The sequence below is a fragment of the Azospirillum sp. NS33 genome, from assembly GCF_059703765.1.
Genome location: NZ_BAAKJB010000024.1, coordinates 18,039 through 38,487, shown reverse-complemented (window position 1 = coordinate 38,487; position 20,449 = coordinate 18,039). Strand labels below are relative to the sequence as shown.

General features: G+C 70.3%; 19 protein-coding genes. 12 read left to right on the top strand and 7 right to left on the bottom strand.

Annotation, left to right across the window (positions count from 1 at the left end):
* Positions 1 to 34: 34 nt before the first annotated feature.
* From AC6H2I_RS20260 to hslO, 4 genes are all read left to right on the top strand, one after another.
* The gene (locus tag AC6H2I_RS20260) at positions 35 to 838 is read left to right on the top strand and encodes an ABC transporter permease (protein ID WP_497502510.1); all 804 of its coding nucleotides are present in this window, start codon (positions 35 to 37) and stop codon (positions 836 to 838) included.
* 105 nt (positions 839 to 943) lie between these two features.
* Complete coding sequence (locus AC6H2I_RS20255; RefSeq protein WP_497502509.1) at positions 944 to 2,116, top strand: aspartate aminotransferase family protein; 1,173 nt, start codon at positions 944 to 946, stop codon at positions 2,114 to 2,116.
* Positions 2,113 to 3,027 carry an ornithine carbamoyltransferase gene (gene argF, locus AC6H2I_RS20250; protein ID WP_497502508.1) on the top strand — a complete coding sequence of 305 codons (915 nt, stop codon included), beginning with the start codon at positions 2,113 to 2,115 and terminating at the stop codon, positions 3,025 to 3,027. The genes AC6H2I_RS20255 and argF overlap by 4 nt, the downstream gene beginning before the upstream one ends.
* Positions 3,028 to 3,050: 23 nt before the next feature.
* Complete coding sequence (gene hslO / locus AC6H2I_RS20245; RefSeq protein ID WP_497502507.1) at positions 3,051 to 4,001, top strand: Hsp33 family molecular chaperone HslO; 951 nt, start codon at positions 3,051 to 3,053, stop codon at positions 3,999 to 4,001.
* A gap of 4 nt (positions 4,002 to 4,005) precedes the next feature.
* Here hslO and AC6H2I_RS20240 read toward each other — a convergent pair whose 3' ends face one another.
* Positions 4,006 to 5,034 (bottom strand): hypothetical protein, encoded by a 1,029-nt coding sequence (locus AC6H2I_RS20240; protein WP_497502506.1) that lies wholly within the window; start codon positions 5,032 to 5,034, stop codon positions 4,006 to 4,008.
* A gap of 53 nt (positions 5,035 to 5,087) precedes the next feature.
* On the bottom strand, positions 5,088 to 5,834 hold the full coding sequence (locus AC6H2I_RS20235; RefSeq protein WP_497502505.1) for a calcium-binding protein: 747 nt from the start codon (positions 5,832 to 5,834) through the stop codon (positions 5,088 to 5,090).
* Positions 5,835 to 6,208: 374 nt separating this feature from the next.
* Here AC6H2I_RS20235 and AC6H2I_RS20230 point away from each other — a divergent pair, with 374 nt between their 5' ends.
* On the top strand, positions 6,209 to 6,802 hold the full coding sequence (locus AC6H2I_RS20230; RefSeq protein ID WP_497502504.1) for a YajG family lipoprotein: 594 nt from the start codon (positions 6,209 to 6,211) through the stop codon (positions 6,800 to 6,802).
* 76 nt (positions 6,803 to 6,878) lie between these two features.
* Here the strand turns inward: AC6H2I_RS20230 and ahcY are convergent, their stop codons facing one another.
* On the bottom strand, positions 6,879 to 8,198 hold the full coding sequence (ahcY, locus tag AC6H2I_RS20225) for an adenosylhomocysteinase (protein WP_497502503.1): 1,320 nt from the start codon (positions 8,196 to 8,198) through the stop codon (positions 6,879 to 6,881).
* 356 nt (positions 8,199 to 8,554) lie between these two features.
* Between ahcY and AC6H2I_RS20220 the strand changes: the two genes are divergently transcribed.
* Positions 8,555 to 8,836, top strand: coding sequence for a hypothetical protein (locus AC6H2I_RS20220; RefSeq protein WP_497502502.1), 282 nt, complete (start codon positions 8,555 to 8,557; stop codon positions 8,834 to 8,836).
* Between the two features lie 25 nt (positions 8,837 to 8,861).
* On the opposite strand, the gene AC6H2I_RS20215 is transcribed toward AC6H2I_RS20220, so the two are convergent.
* The gene (locus AC6H2I_RS20215; RefSeq protein WP_497502501.1) at positions 8,862 to 9,164 is read right to left on the bottom strand and encodes a 4a-hydroxytetrahydrobiopterin dehydratase; all 303 of its coding nucleotides are present in this window, start codon (positions 9,162 to 9,164) and stop codon (positions 8,862 to 8,864) included.
* A gap of 156 nt (positions 9,165 to 9,320) precedes the next feature.
* Here AC6H2I_RS20215 and AC6H2I_RS20210 point away from each other — a divergent pair, with 156 nt between their 5' ends.
* Both AC6H2I_RS20210 and AC6H2I_RS20205 read left to right on the top strand, forming a co-directional pair.
* Positions 9,321 to 9,674: a metallopeptidase family protein gene (locus AC6H2I_RS20210; RefSeq protein ID WP_497502583.1), complete on the top strand. Its 354-nt coding sequence runs from the start codon at positions 9,321 to 9,323 to the stop codon at positions 9,672 to 9,674.
* Positions 9,675 to 9,679: 5 nt separating this feature from the next.
* Positions 9,680 to 10,435, top strand: coding sequence for a class I SAM-dependent methyltransferase (locus tag AC6H2I_RS20205; RefSeq protein WP_497502500.1), 756 nt, complete (start codon positions 9,680 to 9,682; stop codon positions 10,433 to 10,435).
* Between the two features lie 34 nt (positions 10,436 to 10,469).
* Here the strand turns inward: AC6H2I_RS20205 and AC6H2I_RS20200 are convergent, their stop codons facing one another.
* Complete coding sequence (locus AC6H2I_RS20200; protein WP_497502499.1) at positions 10,470 to 11,789, bottom strand: pentapeptide repeat-containing protein; 1,320 nt, start codon at positions 11,787 to 11,789, stop codon at positions 10,470 to 10,472.
* A gap of 393 nt (positions 11,790 to 12,182) precedes the next feature.
* On the opposite strand from AC6H2I_RS20200, the gene AC6H2I_RS20195 reads away from it, so the two are divergent.
* The 3 genes from AC6H2I_RS20195 to AC6H2I_RS20185 all read left to right on the top strand — a co-directional run bounded on the left by AC6H2I_RS20195 (position 12,183) and on the right by AC6H2I_RS20185 (position 17,448).
* On the top strand, positions 12,183 to 15,104 hold the full coding sequence (locus tag AC6H2I_RS20195; protein ID WP_497502498.1) for an FAD-binding and (Fe-S)-binding domain-containing protein: 2,922 nt from the start codon (positions 12,183 to 12,185) through the stop codon (positions 15,102 to 15,104).
* A complete protein-coding gene (locus tag AC6H2I_RS20190) occupies positions 15,101 to 15,538 on the top strand; it encodes a PPC domain-containing DNA-binding protein (protein WP_497502497.1) in 438 nt (145 codons plus the stop codon). The genes AC6H2I_RS20195 and AC6H2I_RS20190 overlap by 4 nt, the downstream gene beginning before the upstream one ends.
* Before the next feature lie 113 nt (positions 15,539 to 15,651).
* Positions 15,652 to 17,448 carry a glycoside hydrolase family 15 protein gene (locus AC6H2I_RS20185; RefSeq protein ID WP_497502496.1) on the top strand — a complete coding sequence of 599 codons (1,797 nt, stop codon included), beginning with the start codon at positions 15,652 to 15,654 and terminating at the stop codon, positions 17,446 to 17,448.
* Between the two features lie 9 nt (positions 17,449 to 17,457).
* Here AC6H2I_RS20185 and AC6H2I_RS20180 read toward each other — a convergent pair whose 3' ends face one another.
* Both AC6H2I_RS20180 and AC6H2I_RS20175 read right to left on the bottom strand, forming a co-directional pair.
* Entirely contained in the window at positions 17,458 to 18,489 is a 1,032-nt protein-coding gene (locus tag AC6H2I_RS20180; RefSeq protein WP_497502495.1) for a sensor histidine kinase, read from the bottom strand.
* The gene (locus AC6H2I_RS20175) at positions 18,482 to 19,921 is read right to left on the bottom strand and encodes a DUF7125 family protein (protein WP_497502494.1); all 1,440 of its coding nucleotides are present in this window, start codon (positions 19,919 to 19,921) and stop codon (positions 18,482 to 18,484) included. The genes AC6H2I_RS20180 and AC6H2I_RS20175 overlap by 8 nt, the downstream gene beginning before the upstream one ends.
* Before the next feature lie 209 nt (positions 19,922 to 20,130).
* On the opposite strand from AC6H2I_RS20175, the gene AC6H2I_RS20170 reads away from it, so the two are divergent.
* Positions 20,131 to 20,406 (top strand): GNAT family N-acetyltransferase, encoded by a 276-nt coding sequence (locus AC6H2I_RS20170; RefSeq protein ID WP_497502493.1) that lies wholly within the window; start codon positions 20,131 to 20,133, stop codon positions 20,404 to 20,406.
* Positions 20,407 to 20,449: the final 43 nt, after the last annotated feature.

Genomic DNA, 20,449 nt, shown 5'->3' with positions numbered 1-20,449 from the left:
TAACCCCCGCCACCCTAGCGCCGAACGGGCCGTGATGACACATCCTCTTCCTCCCCTGCCGCGCACCGTCGGGACGGTCAACTGGATCGGCCTGTGGACTCTCTACCTGCGCGAGGTGCGCCGGTTCATCAAGGTGCACCAGCAGACGATCTGGGCCCCGGTGGTCACCACCTTGCTGTTCTACGCGGTGTTCGCCCTGGCGCTCGGCGGCGCCGGGCGCTCCATGGGCGACGTGCCCTACATGCTGTTCCTGGCGCCCGGTCTGGTCATGATGACGATGACCCAGAACGCGTTCGCCAACACCTCCTCGTCGGTGGTGATCGCCAAGGTCCAGGGCAACATCGTCGACACGCTGATGCCGCCGCTGTCGCCGCTGGAACTGGTGCTGGGCTTCGTGATGGGCGGCGTGACGCGGGGCCTGGCGGTTGGCCTGGTGGCGACGGTGGCGATCGCCCTGTTCGTGCCGCTGGGCATCGCCAGCCTCGGCTTCGTGGTGTTCCACGCGGTCATGGCGTCGATGCTGCTGTCGCTGCTCGGCCTCATCGGCGGCATCTGGTCGGAGAAGTTCGACCACATCGCCGCCGTCACCAACTTCGTGGTGACGCCGCTGTCCTTCCTGTCCGGGACCTTCTACTCGGTGGAATCGCTGCCCACGGCGTTCTGGTGGATCGCCCATTTCGACCCGTTCTTCTACATGATCGACGGCTTCCGGTACGGCTTCATCGGCCAGTCCGACGGCACGCTGGCGGTCGGTGTGGTGGTCATGCTGGCGACCAACGCGGCCCTCTGGCTGCTCGCCTGGCGGATGCTGGCGACCGGGTACCGGCTCAAGGCCTGAGGCCGAAAAACCTCCGTTGACAGCACCCGGAGATCTCCCGATATTGGCCGTTTCCCGGCGGGCACCCTGTCCGCCGGGACTTTTGTCTTTGGGGAGATCCCTGCCGTGATTCCGGTCGTCATGCCCACGTACTCCCGCGCCGACGTCGTGTTCGAGCGGGGCGAAGGCCCGTATCTCTTCGATACGGCCGGGCGACGATACCTGGATTTCGCCGCCGGCGTGGCCGTGACGGCGTTCGGGCACGCCCATCCCCATCTCGTCGAGGCGCTGACCCGGCAGGCCAACAAGGTGTGGCACACCTCCAACCTGTTCCGGGTCGCCGGGCAGGAGCGGCTGGCCGAGCGGCTGGTGGCCAACACCTTCGCCGACACCGTGTTCTTCACCAATTCCGGTGCGGAAGCGTGGGAGTGCGGGCTGAAGGTCTGCCGCAAGTACCACAGCGCCACCGGCAACCCGCAGCGCTGGCGCGTGGTCACCTTCGAGCAGGCGTTCCACGGCCGCACCCTGACGGCCATCTCCGCCGCCAAGCAGGAGAAGCTGGTCAAGGGCTTCGGCCCCCTGGTGGACGGCTTCGACCAGGTCGCCTTCGGCAACCTGAACGAGGTGCGCAACGCCATCACCGACGAGACCGCGGCGATCTGCGTCGAACCGGTGCAGGGCGAGGGCGGCATCCGCGTCGGCGACGACCGCTTCCTGAAGGGGCTGCGCGAGGTCTGCGACGAGTACGGCATCCTGCTGTTCCTGGACGAGATCCAGACCGGCATGGGCCGCACCGGCAAGCTGTTCGCCCACGAATGGGCCGGCATCACGCCCGACGTCATGGCGGTGGCCAAGGGCATCGGCGGGGGCTTCCCGCTGGGCGCCTGCCTGGCGACCGAGGCGGCGGCCGTCGGCATGAACGCCGGCACCCACGGCAGCACTTATGGCGGCAACCCGCTGGCGATGGCGGTGGGCGACGCGGTCCTGGACCTGGCGCTGGAGCCGGGATTCCTGGACGGGGTGGTGCGCGTCGGCGCCCGCCTGCACCAGGGGCTGGAGGAGCTGGTGGCCCGCCATCCCAAGGTGTTCCGCGAGGTCCGCGGCATGGGGCTGATGCTGGGGCTGGCCTGCGTGGCGGCCAACACCGACGTGGTGGCGCGCCTGCGCGCCGGCGGGCTGCTCAGCGTCCCGGCCGGCGACAACGTCGTGCGCCTGCTGCCGCCGCTCATCATCGGCGAGCCGCACGTGGCCGAGGCGCTGGCGGTGCTGGACGGCGTGGCACGGGAGATGGCGGCATGACCGCGCCGCGCCATTTCCTCGACCTCGACCACCACGACACCACCACCCTGCGCCGCATCCTCGACCGCGCGGTGGCGATGAAGCGCGACCGTGCGGCGTTCCGCGACGTGCTGCGCGGCCGCACGCTCGCGATGATCTTCGAGAAGCCGTCGACCCGCACCCGCGTGTCCTTCGAGGTCGGCATGCGCCAGCTCGGCGGCGACGCCCTGGTGCTGAAGCAGGACGACATGCAGCTCGGCCGCGGCGAGACCGTGGCCGACACCGCCCGTGTCCTGTCGCGCTACGTCGACGCCATCATGGTGCGCACCAGCGGCGAGGACCGCCTGCGCGAGCTGGCGGACCACGCCAGCGTGCCGGTCATCAACGGCCTCACCAACGAGTCCCACCCGTGCCAGATCATGGCCGACGTGCTGACCTTCGAGGAGCACCGCGGCCCCATCCAGGGCCGCGTGGTGGCGTGGAGCGGCGACGGCAACAACGTGGCGGCGAGCTGGGTGCACGCCGCCGTCCGCTTCGGCTTCGAGCTTCGGGTCGCCTGCCCCGACGCCCTGTGCCTGCCGCGCGAGCTGATGGCGTGGGCGGCGGGCGAGGGGGGCCGCGTCTTCCATGTGGAGGACGCGGCGGCAGCGGTGCGCGGCGCCGACTGCGTGGTCACCGACACCTGGACGTCGATGAACCATGAGGGAGCGGAAAGGCAGACCCGCTTGGACCGGCTGGCACCCTACCAGGTGAATGACCATCTGATGGCCCTGGCGAAGCCGGATGCGCTGTTCATGCACTGCCTCCCCGCCCACCGCGGGGAGGAGGTGACCGACAGCGTCATCGACGGGCCGCAATCCGTCGTGTGGGACGAGGCCGAGAACCGCCTGCACGCCCAGAAGGCCATCCTCGCCTGGTGCCTGGAGGCCTGAGCCCCAAGTCCGATCGGAACAGCATGAGCGACACCCCGGTTTCCCACCCCGGCCCCTCCCATCCGGGGAACGACGACCTCGTCCAGTCCTTCCAGATCGAGGCGTCGCGCCTGCGCGGCCGCCTCGTCAAGCTGGGCGACAGCCTGGACGAGATCCTGACCCGTCACGCCTACCCGGACGCGGTGGCGCAGTTCCTGGCCGAGACCACGGCGCTCGCCGTGGCGCTCGCCAGCATGCTGAAGTACGAGGGGGTGTTCACCCTGCAGACCAAGGGCGACGGACCGATCCGCCTGATGGTGGCGGACATCACCTCGGTCGGCGACGTACGCGCCTACGCCCAGTTCGACGAGGCGGCGGTGGCGGCGGCGGCCGACGACATCGCCATCGCCCCGGCGCCGGCGCTGCTGGGCAAGGGCCACATCGCCTTTACCGTCGACCAGGGCGGCAACACCGACCGCTACCAGGGCATCGTCGCGCTCTACGGCAAGACGCTGGCCGACTGCGTGCAGCACTATTTCCGCCAGTCGGAGCAGATCGACACCGGCCTGGCGGTGCACGCCGGCAAGGTCGACGGGCGCTGGCGCGCCGGCGCCCTGATGCTGCAGCGCCTGCCGCCGGAGCCGGGGGCCGCGGCGCTCGGCAGCGACCGCGAGGACGACTGGCGCCGCGCCATGGTGCTGATGTCCAGCACGACGCCGCAGGAGATGCTGGCGCCGGGCCTGGCGGCCAGCGACCTGCTGTTCCGCCTGTTCCACGAGGACGGCGTGCGGGTGTGGTCGCCCAACCACCTGCGCTTCGGCTGCCGCTGCTCGCGTGAGCGGGTGGTCGGCATGCTCACCGGCCTGCCGCGCGCCGAGGTGGAGACCCTGCGGGTGGCGGACAACACCGTGGAGGTGGTCTGCCAGTTCTGCTCCACGGCCTACAATTTCACCGACGCCGACCTCGACGACGTCTACAGGGTGAAAGACGCGTGAGGGGTCAGTAGCGGGCGCGAACCTCGTCGAAATACCGGCGCCGGGCCTCCAGATCGGCTGTATTTGCCGCCGGCTGGGGCCCGAGTTCGATGCGATGGCTTTCCGGTGCGCTCCGCCACACCGTCCGCCCGGTGGCCTGGAACACCCCGTCGATGAACGTCACCTCCTGAAGCGGCTCGCCGGAGCTGGCCGGGCCGCTCGCCTTGCTGGCCGGAGGGCTGGTGAACAGGTTGGGCGAGAAACCCTTCATGAAGGCCCGGTCGCGATCGAATCCGGGGTCGGCGGCAACGGGAGCGGCCGGCGATCGGCCCAGTTTCTCGGCGAGGATCGCCGCGGCGTCCTTTTCTCCCAGGGACCGCAGCGCTCGGTCGATGGCGCCGAGGTCGATGCCAGTCGCCTTGAGCGCGTGCGCGGCTGTCATCTCGGCCTCGGTGTGCATCAGCCGGGATTCGTCGAAATCGACCCCACCGTACGGATTGAGGCCAACGCGGCCGGAGTCGTTGAGCTGGGGGTTACGGTTGTAGGCCGTCAGCGTCGCGGATAGGGAGGCGTAGGCATCGGATCCGACCTGTCCGGCCTGTTCGAGGGCTGTGAGTTGGGCCATAAGGCCGGCGCGGCGCTCTGACGTTGCGGTCAACACATTTCGGAAGTCGTCGAGGCTGGAGCCGTTGGCGGTTGACACCTCGGGATGCTCGTTGGCCGCCATTCGGAACGTGCCGAAATAGGCGTTTGCTCGCGCCTCTTTCAGGCGGTGTTTGAGAGCTTCGTGGACCTCGTCTCCGGATAACTGGCCACCGTCGACCAGGGAAGAGATCTGCGCCTGCATTTCGGGCGACAGCGCGTTGAAGGCGGTCAGCGACTCGTCGTGCAACGACGACGCCAACGGGCTCAGCGACACAGTATCGCCGCTGGCCCCGCCACGGGCCGTGGCCGACGTCCCGGCGGGTGGCTGCGTCGTTGAGAGCGGGGCCTTCGTGCGCTGACCGACGCCGGCTACCGCGCTTGGGGGAACACTTGCAATGTCCATGATCACACCTGTCCTCTCCACCGACCGAGCCCGTCGGCTCGGCGCCTGTGCTGGCGTTCTCAGCCGAACTCGCCGATCCAGCCGTCCTGCACGATATTGGTCCAGCCGGCGATGTAGCCGCCGTCTACGTAGGCGTTCTCAATGGTGCCGACGCCTAGCGCGCCTGTATTCGTCAGGGCACCGTGGATCACCACCCCGTTGTCGAACGTGCCATCGTCCCACTCCCCGGACTCATAGATGAAGAGCGTGGACTGATCATTCCCCCATCGGAGAAACAACGAATCTGCATTCAGCAGATAAAGGATGTCCCCGTTGTTGAATTCCGATCCGCTGACATCATCGATGTAGGTGACCCCGCCAAGGGAAAAGTCGTGGCCGTAGAGGTCGTTGCCGCTGCCGCCGATGAGGACGTCCGCGTTGTTGTCGAACCCGGCCGGCGCGCCGCCGCCCCAGAGGTAATCATTGCCGCTGTTGCCATACAAAATGTCCGTGCCGGCACCGCCGTCAAGGTAGTCGCTGCCCGTGTCGCCGTATAGCCAGTCGTTGCCGTTCAGGCCGAACAGGTCGTCATCGCCGCCGAGACCGACGAGACGATCGTTCCCATCCCATCCTACCAACGTGTCGTTTCCCAAACCGCCGATGACGGTGTCCGCTCCGCCCCATGCGTCGACGTACCAGTCACCCGCATAAGTACCAGAGGTAGGAACCTGGATCGCGTCGGGGCCATCAGTAAGGGAGCCATACCAGACCATAATCGCATCTTCAATGCCTGCTTGCAAAAAATACGTCGTTAGCGTGTATGACACGCTTACAAATTTTCCTTTCGAATTCAATCGCAAAAAAATTTAACTAGCGTTTGACCGTGCGTGGCATTTTTTCGCCATATCGATGTATGTATGCGAAAAGAGAGAGCCGGAACGGTCTCGCCTTGGCACACAATTCAGCATGGGCGAGTCGGCGTTCAGACTTGGGGCCGCATTGAGATCCTGAGACGGATTCGAATATCAAAGCGAGCGGTGGCGAACCGGTAGCAGGCAGTGGACATCCGCTGTGCGTGCTTCATTATTTCGAGAACAGTCAGGCCTTCTGTGCGGATTTCGGGCATCGACGCGGGAGGCGTCGGGGATGACCGGCCTTGTGCTACACTGCTGTCCTTTGGACACTCTGCCTCGGATCCGCCATGCTCCATCGCCGATTGTTGCTGACTGTCATCGGCCTGACAGTCCTCGCCGCCTGCCAAAGCACGCCGCCACCGGCCGTGCCCCGGCCGCTGGATTATTCGCAGCGAGGCCCGATCCTGCTGAACGCCGCCAGCGTCGGATTCGTCGACTCCACCCGACCTTCCAGCGACGCCGGCCGCGTCGAGGGCAGCGCGCCGACGTCGCCCCTGGCGGCGATGCGCCAATGGACGGCGCAGCGGTTGCAGGCGGCCGGACAGGCCGGCAGCGTGCAGGTCGTGGTCAAGGACGCCAGCATCGTCGAGGTGGCGCTGCCGCGCACCGAGGGGATCAAGGGCTTCTTCACCAAGGACCAGGCCCAGCGCTACGACGGCCGCCTCGAGGTCGAGGTGCATGGCGCGCGGGCCGGGGCGACCACCAGCTTCGGCGGCTTCGCCAAGGCCGTGGCCACCCAGTCGACCACGGTGCCGGAGGACGTCTCCCTGGCGGCCCGCGAGGCCGCGCTCCAGGAGCTGACCCGCCGCCTGGTGGAGGACGTGGACGCCCGCCTCGACGCCGGCATCCGCCGCGACCTCGCCCCGATGGTGGTGCGCTGAGCCACGAAAAAGCCCCCCTCCGTGCGGAGGGGGGCTGGTCCGGCGCGCCGGGACGTTGGCGTGCGTGGCGGCGGCGTCAGTAGCGGTAGTGGTCCGGCTTGTAGGGGCCGGCGACGTCGACGCCGATGTAGGCGGCCTGCTTGTCGCTCAGGGTCGACAGCTTGGCGCCGATCTTCTCCAGGTGCAGACGGGCGACCTTCTCATCCAGGTGCTTGGGCAGCACGTAGACCTTGCGCTCGTAGTTGGCGTGGTTCTTCCACAGCTCGATCTGGGCCAACACCTGGTTGGTGAAGCTGGCGCTCATCACGAAGCTGGGATGGCCGGTCGCGCAGCCCAGGTTCACCAGGCGGCCCTTGGCCAGCACGATCAGGCGCTTGCCGTCGGGGAACACGACCTCGTCCACCTGCGGCTTCACCTCGTCCCACACCAGGTTCTTGAGCGAGTCGATCTGGATCTCGCTGTCGAAGTGGCCGATGTTGCAGACGATGGCCCGGTCCTTCATCACCCGCATGTGGTCCAACGTGATGACGTCGACGTTGCCGGTGCAGGTGACGAAGATGTCGCCCAGCGGCGCGGCCTCGTCCATCGTCACCACCTGGTAGCCTTCCATGGCCGCCTGGAGCGCGGTGATCGGGTCGATCTCGGTCACCATGACGCGGGCGCCCTGGCTGCGCAGGGACGCGGCCGAGCCCTTGCCGACGTCGCCGTAGCCGGCGACCACCGCGACCTTGCCGGCCATCATCACGTCGGTGGCGCGCTTGATGCCGTCCACCAGGCTCTCGCGGCAGCCGTAGAGGTTGTCGAACTTCGACTTGGTGACGCTGTCGTTGACGTTGATGGCGGGCACCAGCAGCGTGCCCTTCTTCATCATCTCATAGAGGCGGTGCACACCGGTCGTCGTTTCCTCCGACAGGCCGCGCACGTCCTTCATCATCTCCGGGTACTTCTCGTGCATGATCTGGGTGACGTCGCCGCCGTCGTCCAGGATCATGTTCGGCGTCCAACCGGCAAAGGGACCATCGGCCGGGCCGCGCAGCGTCTGCTCGATGCACCACCAGAACTCCTCCTCCGTCTCGCCCTTCCAGGCGAACACGGGGATGCCGGCGGCGGCCATGGCCGCGGCGGCCTGGTCCTGGGTGGAGAAGATGTTGCACGAGGACCAGCGGACCGTCGCGCCCAGATGGGTCAGCGTCTCGATCAGCACCGCGGTCTGGATCGTCATGTGCAGGCAACCGACGATGCGGGCGCCCTTCAGCGGCTTGGAATCGCCGTACTCCTCGCGCAGGGCCATCAGGCCCGGCATCTCGGTCTCGGCGATGGCGATCTCCTTGCGGCCCCAGCCGGCAAGCGAGATGTCCTTGACCTTGTAGTCCGTGAAGGTCGCGGCGTCGGGCATGGAGGTCTCCTGGAGCGCAGTTCGATGGGCGGGCGGGCGTCCGCGCGGGCGCCGTGCCCCTGGGGTCCAGGGTGTAGCAGCGCGCCGCTCGGCATGCAAGCATAAAGATATCTTTATGTATGGGGGGTTTGCCGAGTCGGCCGGGTGGGTGAATCCCTGCGACAGTGTGTAACTCCGGTTGCGCATGAAGTGAAAAGAAAATCAGGTATGATGTCGGTGACTACACCTGCGGAACGCGGTTTTGTTTCAAATGAATCGGTTTTCGCGGGTGCATGTGGCGTGTTGGATCGGGGTCCGGCACTGTCCGCGTTGTGACGCGGAAGTCGCGTGACGCGATCAATACATAGGGACTGGGAATGATCATTGAAACCAGCAATGCGCTTGCCGTGGTCGGCAGGCCGCAAGCGGGCGGCCGGCCGCATCCGCGCCTCGGTAGCCTCGCCGCGATCCTCGTCCTGAGCGCGGCGTTCACGCTCGTGTTCCTTCACGCCGCGCTGGCCGGCGGGGTGACGGGCGACGGTGTCGCCGCCGTGGCCCCCTGGGTCGGCGCCGCCGAGGCAGTGGTCCTGGCCGGGCTGCTCGGCACCATCGGCGTCCTGGTCACCGACCACATCGCCCCGGTGCGCCGGCCCCGTTGAGGCGTCGGGGCCGGGGCGGTCCGGCTCAGCGGTCGTGCAGCGGGGCCATCTGGTCGAGGCGGTGGGCGAACTCCACGTCCTTGCCGGTCACGCCGTCGACGGACCGGGTGTAGAGGATGACCTCGACCCGGCCGACGTCGTTGAACCATTCGGGGTGGTGATCCATCTTCTCGGCCATCAGGGCGGCCTGGCTCATGAAGCCCCAGGCGGCCGCGAAGCTCGGGAGATGATAGGTCTTGCGGATCGCGTCGCGCTCCAGGACCTCGGCCCAGCCGTGCAGTTCCTTCAGCGCCGACTGGCGCTTCACGCCCACCAGCTTCTCGGACATGGCCGCTCCTCCCGTGTTTTCGTGTGGTTGGCAAAAGGGGATCCGGCTTAGCGCCGCTTGGCGCGGGGGTCAAGCTCGGCTAGGGTGCGCGCCATGACGCAGGATGCCCCGCCCCGCCCGCCGCTGCACCCGCCCTCGCTGGTCGAGATGGAGGCGATGGCGGAGGATGCCCTCGCCACGATCCCCGAGGCGCTGCGCGGCCACGTGCGCGGCGTGGTGATCCGCGTCGAGGAGTTCCCCGACGCGGAGACCGAGCGCGACATGGAGCTGGAGAGTCCCTTCGATCTGCTGGGGCTCTACCGCGGCATCGGCATGACGCAGCAGAGCGTCTCGCAGGTCCGCACCGACCTCGACGCCATCTTCCTGTACCGCCGGCCGATCCTCGACTACTGGTGCGAGACCGGCGAGGACCTGTTCCACGTGGTGCGCCACGTGCTGATCCACGAGATCGGCCACCATTTCGGCTTCTCCGACGACGACATGGACCGCATCGAGGCGAGCGGGGAGTAGCGGGCATGGACATGGCGCGCGTCCTGGATCTGCACGACGGGCTGCCGCGCCAGGCCCCCGGCTCCGACGCGGCCACCGGGGAGGCGCTGCGCCGCCTGCGGTCCCACGGCCTGCCCGACGCGCCCGAGGCGCTGGACATCGGCTGCGGCCCCGGCCGCTCGCTGATGGTGCTGGGCCGGGCCACCACCGGCCGGGTCACCGGCATCGACACCCACCCGCCCTATCTGGCCGAGGCCCGGCGCCGCATCGCCGAGGCCGGCCTGGGCCGGCGGGTGGCGGTGGAACGGCGCTCGATGCTCGACCTGGGCGAGCTGCCGGCGCAGCGCTTCGACCTGCTGTGGGCGGAAGGCGCGATCTACATCGCCGGCTTCGACGCCGGTCTGGAGCGCTGGCGCCGGCTGCTGCGCCCGGGCGGCCTGGCCGCGGTCAGCGAGCTCACCTGGCGCACCGGGACGCCGCCGGCCGGTGCGGCCGCGTTCTGGGCCGACGCCTACCCGGCCATGCGCGACGACGCGGCCAACCGGGCCGCCGCCCAACGCCTGGGCTATGCGGTGCTCGACACCGTCGCGCTGCCGCGCGCCGCGTGGTGGGACGAGTATTACGGGCCGCTGGAGGAGCGCATCGCCGAGCGGCGGGAGCGCCACGCCGGCGACCCCGCGTGGACCGCCGTGCTGGACGCCGAGGCGGCGGAGATCGACGTGTGGCGGCGGTTCGGCGCCAGCTTCGACTACGTCTTCTACCTGTTGCGCCGCCGCGACTGAGCGTGGGCGCCGCCCGGCGGGCGCACCGGCGCCGTCAGGTCTCCGCCGGAGCCGGCAGGCCGAGCGCGTCGGTGGTCCGGGCCCCGGCGAGGCTCGCCCCGGTGAGGTCGGCCCCGGTGAGATCGGCGCCGGTGAGATCGGCGCCCGCCAGGCTGGCACCGCGCAGGTCGGCGCCGGTGAGGTTCGCGCCGGCCAGGTTGGCCTTGCTGAGGTCGGCGCCATTGAGGATCGCCATGCTCATGCGGGCGCGCTGCAGGTTGGCGCGCCAGACGTGGCCGCTCATGGTGTTGATGTGCACCGGGCCGAGCCGGGCGTTGGTGAGGTTGGCGTTGGACAGGGTCGCCCGTTCGAGGTTCACGCCGCGCAGGTCGGCGTCGGTGAAGTCGACCTTGCGCAGGTCCGACAGCGACAGATCGGCGATGGCCAGCGTCGCCCCGATCAGCGAGGCGCCGCGCAGCGTGATGCACTGGAGCACCGCGGCCGAGAGGTTGAGGCCGTCGAGGCTCTGCCCCGACAGGTCCAGCGCGGACAGGTCGGCACGCTTGCCGGCCTTGCCGCCGCTGTCGATCCAGGCGATGTGGGCGGCCAGGATCTCCCGCAGCTCCTTCTCCGGGTTGTCCATCGCCTTGGCGAGCACGGCGCCGCTGAGGTTGGGGGAGCGCAGCTGGGCGGCGTCGAGGATCGCGCCGATCAGCACCGTGTTGGTGAAGTTGGCACGGTTGATGGCCGCCCCGGTCAGCACCGCCCCCGACAGCCGGACCCCCGACAGGTTGGCCTCGGACAGGTCGGCGTCGGTCAGGTCGCAGCCCGTCATGTTGGCGTTGGTCAGGTTGGCGCGCATGAACTTGGTGCCGCGCAACACCGCGTCGGTCATGTCGGTCTGCATGACGAAGGCGTTCGCCAGCTTGGCCCGCGACAGGTCGGCCCCGCGCACCGTCGCCGCCGTCAGCTCGGAGGTGATGACCCCGTTGTCGAAGCTGTGCTCGCGCATCACGCCGTTGTTGCCGTAGTGCAGCAGCGTGCCGTCGCGCAGGTCGACCTCGACCAGGGAGGCATCGCTCAGCACCGCACCGCGCAGGCACGCGCCGCGCAGATCGGCACGCCGCAGGTCGGCCTTCTCGAGGTTGGCCAGGCGCAGGTCGGCGGCATAGAGGTTCGCGTTCTGCAGATTGGCGCCGGCGAGGCGGGCGCTGTACAGCTTGGCCCCGGACAGGTCGGCGTCGGACAGGTCGATCCCCGTCAGGTCGAGGTGCGACAGGTCCTGCATCTTGAGGTTCGCGCGGGCGCCGCCCGGCTGGCTTTTCCGGAACGCCTGGTGGCGCAGCAGGATGGCGTTGAGCTGGCTCTGGGTCATTTTCGCACGCTGCGGATTCGACCCGAAGCCCGGCGCTGTCGACATCGCGGACCCTCATTCATCAAGCAGCCAGTGTGCGCGCTCGGCAGAAAAGAAAGGTTAAAATCAGAGTAAGAAAACGCAGGAGTCGGCGCAACGTCCTTAGGCGACCAGCTATAGGCCTTGCACTCCGGATCTGTCCATTCCCGCGTTGGTGGAACATGGCCCTGGCCGTTGGTCAGGCACGGGGTGGGGCACGGTCGGCCGCCCCCTCCCCCGGACGGGGGCACCCCCATCCCGCTTTTGCGCCGGCAACGCAACCGCCGCCCTTGCGGTTGAGGGATCAGGCCCGCTGGCCGACTCCTTGCGCCCGCCGCCCGCCGCCCGCCGCCCGCCCTTGCTCCCGGGGACGCCATGCCCGACACCCTCGCCCGTCACGTCGACGTCGACGCCCTGGCCGCCGACCTGCGCCGCGCTGTCGACGGCGAGGTGCGGTTCGACGCCGGCAGCCGCGCCCTCTATGCCACCGACGCCTCCAACTACCGGCAGGTCCCGATCGGTCTGGTGGTGCCCCGCCACGTCGAGGCGATCCGCGACGCGGTGGCGGCGTGCGCCCGCCACGGTGCGCCCATCGTCCACCGCGGCGGCGGCACCGCGCTGGCGGGGCAGACCTGCAACACGGCGGTGGTCATCGACAGCTCCAAGCACTGCAACCGCATCGTCGAGCTCGACCCGGCCAACCGCCGTGCCACGGTGGAGCCGGGCTGCGTGCTCGACGACCTGCGCCGTGCCGCGGCGCCGCACGGGCTGACCTTCGGACCGGACCCGGCGACCCACGACCATTGCACGCTGGGCGGCATGATCGGCAACAACTCCGGCGGGGTTCACGCGGTGATGGCCGGGCTGACCATCGACAACGTGGAGTCCCTGGACATCGTCACCTACGACGGGCTCCGCCTCACCGTCGGGCCGACGCCCGAGCGCGAGCTGGAGCGGCTGATCGCCGGGGGGGGACGGCTGGGGGCCATCTATTCCGCCCTGCGCGACCTGCGCGACGCTGACGCCGACGAGATCCGCCGCCGCTTTCCCGACATTCCCCGCCGGGTCTCGGGCTATCCGCTGAACCAGCTGCTGCCCGAGAACGGCTTTCACCTGGCCCGCGCCCTGGTGGGGACGGAAGGGACCTGCGTCACCATCCTGAACGCCACCGTCCGTCTGGTGCCCGACCCGGCGCACCGCGTGCTGCTGGCCATCGGCTTCGACGACCTCGCCTGCGCCGCCGATGTCGTGCCGCGCCTGCTGGAGTACGGCCCCATCGGCGTGGAGGGCATCGACGAGCGCCTCGTCCAGAACATGCGCCGGAAATGCCTGCACACCGCCGACATCCACCTTCTGCCCGAGGGCGACAACTGGCTGCTGGCGGAGTTCGGCGGGGACAGCGCGGAGGACGCGGCGGCGGCGGCGGAGCGGCTCAAGGACGCGCTGGCCGGCAGCGCCCATGTCCGCGGCCTGGCGCTGCACGTCCGGCCGGAGGATCAGCAGGCGCTGTGGCGGGTGCGCGAGTCCGGCCTCGGCGCCACCGCCTTCGTGCCGGGGGCCAAGCGCGACACCTGGCCGGGGTGGGAGGATTCCGCGGTCCACCGCAAGGACCTCGGCAACTACATCCGCGACCTCAAGGCGCTCTACGCGCGGTTCGACCTCCACGGCGCCATGTACGGCCATTTCGGCGACGGGCTGATCCACACCCGCATCGACTTCGGGCTGCACAGCGAGGAGGACATCCGCCGCTTCCGCCGCTTCATGCGCGCGGCGGCCGAACTGGTCGCCCGCTACGACGGCAGCCTGTCGGGCGAGCACGGCGACGGGCTGGCCCGGGCCGAGCTGCTGCCGGTGATGTACGGCGAGCGCATCGTCCGCGCCTTCGAGCGCTTCAAGGCGGTGTGGGATCCCGGCAACCGGATGAATCCCGGACGCGTCGTCCACGCCTACCCCCTGGACAGCCACCTGCGCATGGGCACGCGCTACCGCCCGCCCGACCTCGACACCCATTTCGGCTTTCCCGAGGACGGGGGCTCGTTCGCCCGCGCCACCCTGCGCTGCGTCGGCGTCGGCAAGTGCCGGCGCCACGCCGAGTACGGCGGCACCATGTGCCCGTCCTTCAAGGCGACCCGCGAGGAGAAGCACTCGACCCGCGGCCGTGCCCATCTCCTCCAGGAGATGATGATGGGCGACCCGATCCGGGAGCGCTGGAGGAGCGAGGCGGTGCACGAGGCCCTGGACCTCTGCCTCGCCTGCAAGGGCTGCAAGAGCGACTGCCCGGTCAACGTCGACATGGCGACCTACAAGGCGGAGTTCCTGGCCCACCACTTCGCCGGCCGGCTCCGGCCGCGGGCCGGCTACGTCATGGGGCGCATCCACCAGTGGGCCCGCCTGTTCGCGCCGCTGCCCTGGCTGCCCAACGCCGTGGTGAAGACCCCCGGGCTCGGCCGCCTGGCCCGCTGGGGCGCCGGCATCCACCCCGACCGCGCGGTGCCCGCCTTCCACCGCCCCTTCCGGCCGCGCTTCCGCCCGGCGCGCGGCACGCCGGGCCGGGTGCCGGTCATCTTGTGGACCGACAGCTTCAACAACCACTTCACGCCCTGGGTCCTGGAGGCCGCCAACACGGTCCTGAACGCCACCGGCCACCCCGTCGAGATCGCCCGGCGCAACCTGTGCTGCGGCCGCCCGCTCTACGATTTCGGCTGGCTCGACGAGGCGCGGCGCCACCTCGCCGGGATCATGGCCGCGCTGAAGCCGCGTCTCGACGCCGGGGCCGTGGTCGTGGGGGTGGAGCCGAGCTGCCTCAGCGTGCTGCGCGACGAGCTGGTCAACCTCTTCCCCGGCGACGCCGAGGCGGAGCGGCTGGCCGGCCGCACGCTGACCCTGGCCGAGTTCCTGCACCGCTACGGCGCCGACCTGCCCTGGCCCACCCTGGGCACGAGCGCCATCGTGCATGGCCACTGCCACCACACGGCGGTGATGGGGATGGAGGCCGACCGCGCCGTGCTGGCACGCGCCGGCGTCGACGCCGAGCTGCTCGACAGCGGGTGCTGCGGCATGGCCGGCGCGTTCGGCTACGAGACCGCGAAATACCCGGTGTCCATGACCATCGCCGAGCAGGTGCTGCTGCCGGCGGTGCGCAAGACCGACGCCGACCTCGTGATCGCCGACGGCTTCAGCTGCCGCGAGCAGATCAACCAGGCCCTGACCGCCCCCGGCGGCGGCCGCCGCGCCGTCACCCTGCCGGAGGTCCTGGCGCAGGGCCTGACGCCCCACCAGCGGAGGACACAACGATGAAGGTCACCGTCCTGCAGGACGCCAACCCCCGCATCCACGCCGTCGTCTTCGGCGACGGCGACGACCCCCTGGCCGGCCTCAAGGCCTTCGCCCGGGAGCACGGCATCGGCGCCGCCAGCATGACCGCGGTGGGCGCCTTTTCCGGCGCCACCCTCGGTTTCTTCGACATGGCGGCCAAGGACTACGTGCGCATCCCGGTGGAGGAGCAGGCGGAGGTCGCGGCGCTGGTCGGCAACCTCACCTGCTTCGAGGGGGCGCCCAAGCTGCACGTCCACCTGGTGCTCGGCCTGCGCGACGGCCGCGCCGTCGCCGGGCACCTGCTGGAGGCCGCGGTGCGGCCGACGCTGGAGGTGATCGTCACCGAAACACCGGGCCACCTGGTGCGCCAGACCGACGCCGCGACCGGCCTGTCTCTGCTGGCGCGCCGCGGCTGAGCCCGCCCGCCCGGCCCGCCGCACCGTCCCCCGTGCCGCCGCACCGTCCCCCGTGCCGCCGGCCTGGCCGCGCGGCGGCGGGAACCTGGCCGAGCCACACCGTTGTTGTCTGCATGAACACCCGCATCGAAGACTATGCCCTCATCGGCAACACGCACACGGCCGCCCTGGTGGGGCGCGACGGGTCGATCGACTGGATGTGCCTGCCGCGCTTCGACTCCCCCGCCTGCTTCGCGGGCCTGCTGGGCGACGCCGAGAACGGCCGCTGGCGGATCGCCCCGACCGCCCCGGTGCGGGCGACGCGCCGGTCCTACCGCGACGGCACCCTGGTCCTGGAGACCGAGCTGGAGACCGCTGACGGGGTGGTGGCGGTGATCGACTTCATGCCACCCCAGACCGCCGACATCCGCGCCGACCTGGTGCGCGTGGTCGAGGGCCGGCGCGGCCGCGTCGCGCTGGAGATGGACCTGGTGTTCCGCTTCGACTACGGCTCCGTGGTGCCGTGGGTGCGGCGCAGCCGCGACGGCGTGGTGGCGGTCGCCGGCCCGGATTCCGTCCATCTGCACACCCCGGCCATCCCGCAGGGGGCCGACTACCACACCGCCGCCCGGTTCAGCGTGGGGGAGGGGGAGCGGATGCCCTTCACCCTCACCTGGCACCCCTCCCACCGGCCCGAACCCGTCCCGGAGGACCCCGACGACCTGCTGCGCGAGACCGAGGCGTGGTGGCGGCGGTGGTCGTCGCAGTGCCAGTACGAGGGGCCCTGGCGCGAGCCGGTGCACCGCTCGCTGATCACCCTGAAGGCGCTGACCTACGAGCCGACCGGCGGGATCGTCGCCGCACCCACCACCTCGCTTCCGGAAAAGATGGGAGGCTCGCGCAACTGGGACTACCGCTACTGCTGGGTGCGCGACGCCACCTTCACCCTTTACGCGCTGCTCACCTCCGGCTACCGCGAGGAGGCCAAGGCGTGGCGGGGATGGCTGATGCGCGCGGTGGCCGGGATGCCGTCGCAGCTCCAGATCATGTACGGGCTGGCCGGCGAGCGCCGCCTGGACGAGCGCGAGCTGCCGTGGCTCGCCGGCTTCCAGGGCAGCGCGCCGGTGCGCATCGGCAACGGCGCCTACGACCAACGCCAGCTCGACGCGGTCGGCGAGATCATGGACGCCTTCCACCTCGCCCGGCGCAGCGGGGTGGAGGCCGACGACTACGGCTGGAGGGTGCAGCGGGCGCTGCTGCACTACCTTGAGGAGGTCTGGCAGGACGCCGACAACGGCCTGTGGGAGGTGCGCGGGCCGCCGCGCCATTTCACCCACTCCAAGATCATGGCCTGGGTCGCCATGGACCGCGCCGTCAAGGCGGTCGAGGGCCTGGGCCTCGACGGCCCGGTGGAGCGCTGGCGCGCGCTCGCCGCGCGCATCCACGCCGAGGTCTGCGAGAAGGGCTTCGACCGCCGGCGCAACAGCTTCGTCCAGTACTACGGCGCCGGTCACCCCGACGCCGCGCTGCTGCTGATCCCGCAGGTCGGGTTCCTGCCGCCGGAGGACCCGCGGGTCGTCGGCACGGTGGCGGCGATCGAGCGCGACCTCACCCAGGACGGGCTGGTCGTGCGCTACCCCACCGACCCGTCGATCGACGGCCTGCCGCCCGGCGAAGGGTGCTTCCTCGCCTGCTCGTTCTGGATGGTCGACGCCAAGGTCATGCTGGGCCGCCACGAGGAGGCGCGCGCCCTGTTCGAGCGCCTGCTGGGCCTGACCAACGACGTCGGCCTGTTGGCGGAGGAGTACGATCCGGTGCACCGCCGCATGCTCGGCAACTTCCCCCAGGCCTTTTCCCACGTCGCCCTGGTGAACTCCGCCCACAACCTGGCCCGCGCCGTCGGTCCGGCGCAGCGCCGCGCCGGCCCGTAGCGGCCACCGTCACACCTGGAACAGGGTGGGTGCCCGCCCCGAGGCGACGAGGCGGAAGCCGTCGGCGTCGTAGTCCAGCCGCGGCCGGGCGTTGAAGAGGCTGCGCAACGCCCCGGAGAGAAAGCGCGTTCCGTAGCCGGTGCGCGTCGGCGCGACCACCGGCGGGCCGTCCCGCTCCTCCCACCGCAGGGTTGCCAGGTCGTTGGTGCCGCTGAGCGTCGTGCGGATGGTGCCGGCCCCCGACAGGGCGCCGTACTTCACCGCGTTGGTCGTCAGCTCGTGCAGGCACAGCGCCAGGGACTTGGCCGCCTCGGGGGTCAGAAGGGCGGCCGGCGCCTCCACGGTCACCCGGTCCCGGACGGCGCCGTCGTAGGGCTTGATCACGCCGTCCAGCACCACGGCGTAGGGGACGCCGCCGTGGTGCTCGTCGTGGAGCATGGCGTGCACCGTGGACAGGGCGGCGAGGCGGGCCTGGAAGTCGTCGAACAGCGAGTCCGGCGGGCCGCCGCCGCGGCGCGACATGGCGGCGATGGCCTGAACCGTCGCCAGGATGTTCTTGACGCGGTGGTTGAGCTCGCGGCGGAGCTCCGTTTCCTGGAGCAGCTGGTCGCGGATGCGGAACTGCTTCAGGCGCGTGCTCACCGCCAGCTGGACGCCGGTCAGCAGCTCCACCGGCTGGACCGGACGGGCGTAGACCGTGACCCGGACATGCGGCCAGCGCCGGGCCAGGGTGTCGCGGATCGCCAGCCCGTCCGCCTCGGCCGCCGTGAGGACCAGGATCGGCAGCTCCGACCAGCCCGGCTGCGCCGCCAGCGCCTCGCCCACCGCGTCGAGGAAGCCGGGACCCAGCGCCTCCTGGGCGACCACCAGGCAACCGGCGTCGGGCAAGGCGGCGATGATCTCCGGCAGGCCGGCGGGCGCCGCCGGGTTCTGCCCGGCGTGGCGCAGCGCGGTGGCCAGCACCTCGGCGTCGGCGCGCCGCGTCGTCGCCAGGATGGCGGCGGGCAGCCCGTGCTGGACCCGTGGCGTGGCGTCAGTCATCGCCCCCCGCCGGCTGCGGGTCGCCGACGTCCACGTGGTTGGATTCGATCACGAAGTCGTACGCCGCCAGGGCGTGCGGTCCATGGCGCTTCTTCACCGCGACGATGCTGCGCCGCAGCCCGCGCTCGCCTTCCTTCATGCGCAGCAGCAGCACGGTGTCGCCGAGGAAGCTCATGTCGAGGCGGATCTCGTGGCCACGGCCCAGCAGACCGTGCTGGGCGACGATGAGGATGGTGAGGATGTTCTGCCGGGCCAGGAACTTCAGCAGCGCCTGGATGTCGAACAGCGCCTGCTGCTCGTTCGACAGGGACGCCATGAAGCCGGTGAAGCTGTCGATGACGATCACCCGCAGGTCGGGCTTGCGCGCCTCGGTCTGGACGATCTGGCAGAACTCGCCGGCGGAGAACTCGCCCGGGTTGAACTCGTGGATGGTGAGGCTTCCCGCGTCATGATGGCGGCGCAGCGCCATCCCGAGCCCCTCGGACCGCCGGAAGAAGGTCTCCAGCCGCTCCTCGAACAGGAACAGCGACACCGCCTCCCCGCGCTCCAGGGCAGCGGTCGCGTAGAGGGAGGCGATCGTCGACTTGCCGGTGCCCGCCTGCCCCACCACCATGGTGGTCGTCCCCGGCTCCATGCCGCCGCCCAGCACGCCGTCCAGGCGATCGAGGCCGGAGCGGATGAGCGAGCCCGATTGCCGGTCCACGGTGGGGGTGCCGTCGGTCGAACTGGCGACGACCCGCGGGAACACGACGACCCCGGTGCCCTCGCGGATGTCCATGTCGTGCCAGCCGTCGAGGATCGCGACGCCGCGCATCTTCGACACTTCGATGCGGCGTCTGGCGCGCCCGAACTCCGGCAGCGCCTTGTCGAGGGTCAGGACGCCATGCACCACGCCGCGCGACTGGGTGTCGTGGATGGGCTCGCCCGCCGGCTCGGTGTCCAGCAGCAGCGCGGTGATGCCCCGTTCGCTGAGATAGGTGCGCAGCCCGATCAGCTCGCGCTGGTAGCGCGGGAAATCAGCCGTCAGCAGCCGCACTTCGAGCAGGCTGTCGTAGACGATCCGTTGCGGCGCGACCGTCGCGACGGCCCGTTCGATGGCCGACCGCGTGCGGTCCAGGCGCAGATCCGAGGTCTGGAAGATGGTCTGCTCGTCGCGGGCGATGTCGCTCTGCGAATGCAGCTCCACCACGTCGATCCCGTCCAGCGTCCAGCCATGGGAGTGTGCGATCTTGTGCAGCTCCGCCGTCGTCTGGCTTAAGGTCACGTACAGGGCGCGCTCTCCGGCGGCCACGCCGGCCCGCAGAAATTGCAGCGCCAAGGTGGTCTTTCCGGCGCCCGGCGGCCCCTGCAGAAGATGCAGGTTGCCCCGCGGCAGCCCGCCGCGCAGCACGTGGTCCAGTCCGGCGACGCCCGTGGTGATGAGATCCGACATGGTGATGCCCTGCGTCCCCTGGATCGACGGATGGCCTTGACCACACATGGGTCGGTGACCGGGGACGTTCAACAAACCGAACATGGCGGTCGCCACGCCGAAAGTGGCAGCATCGACGCCTCGGGCGCATTGGTGGTGCGACCGGGAACAGAGGGTGGGGGTGGGACGTGATGACCCCGGGCGCACCTCGCCATGAAGCGGGAGAGGGCATGGATCAGCCGGTGAGGGACGTGGCCGCGCGTGGCCGATTCGAGCTGGAGGTCGACGGCATGACCGTCTTCGCCGATTACCGGCGGATCGGCGGCGCGCTGCACATCCGCCACGTCGAGGCGCCGCCGCCCCTGCGCGGCACCGGGGCGGCCGGACGGCTGATGGCGGGCATCATGGCGCTCGCCCGGGCCGAGGGGTGCCGGGTGGTGCCGGTGTGCAGCTACGCCGCGGCGTGGCTGCGCCGGCACCCGGAGCAGGGCAGCCCGCCGGGGTGACGCCGCGCCGGGCCGTGCGATCCCCATCGACAGCGCCGCCCGC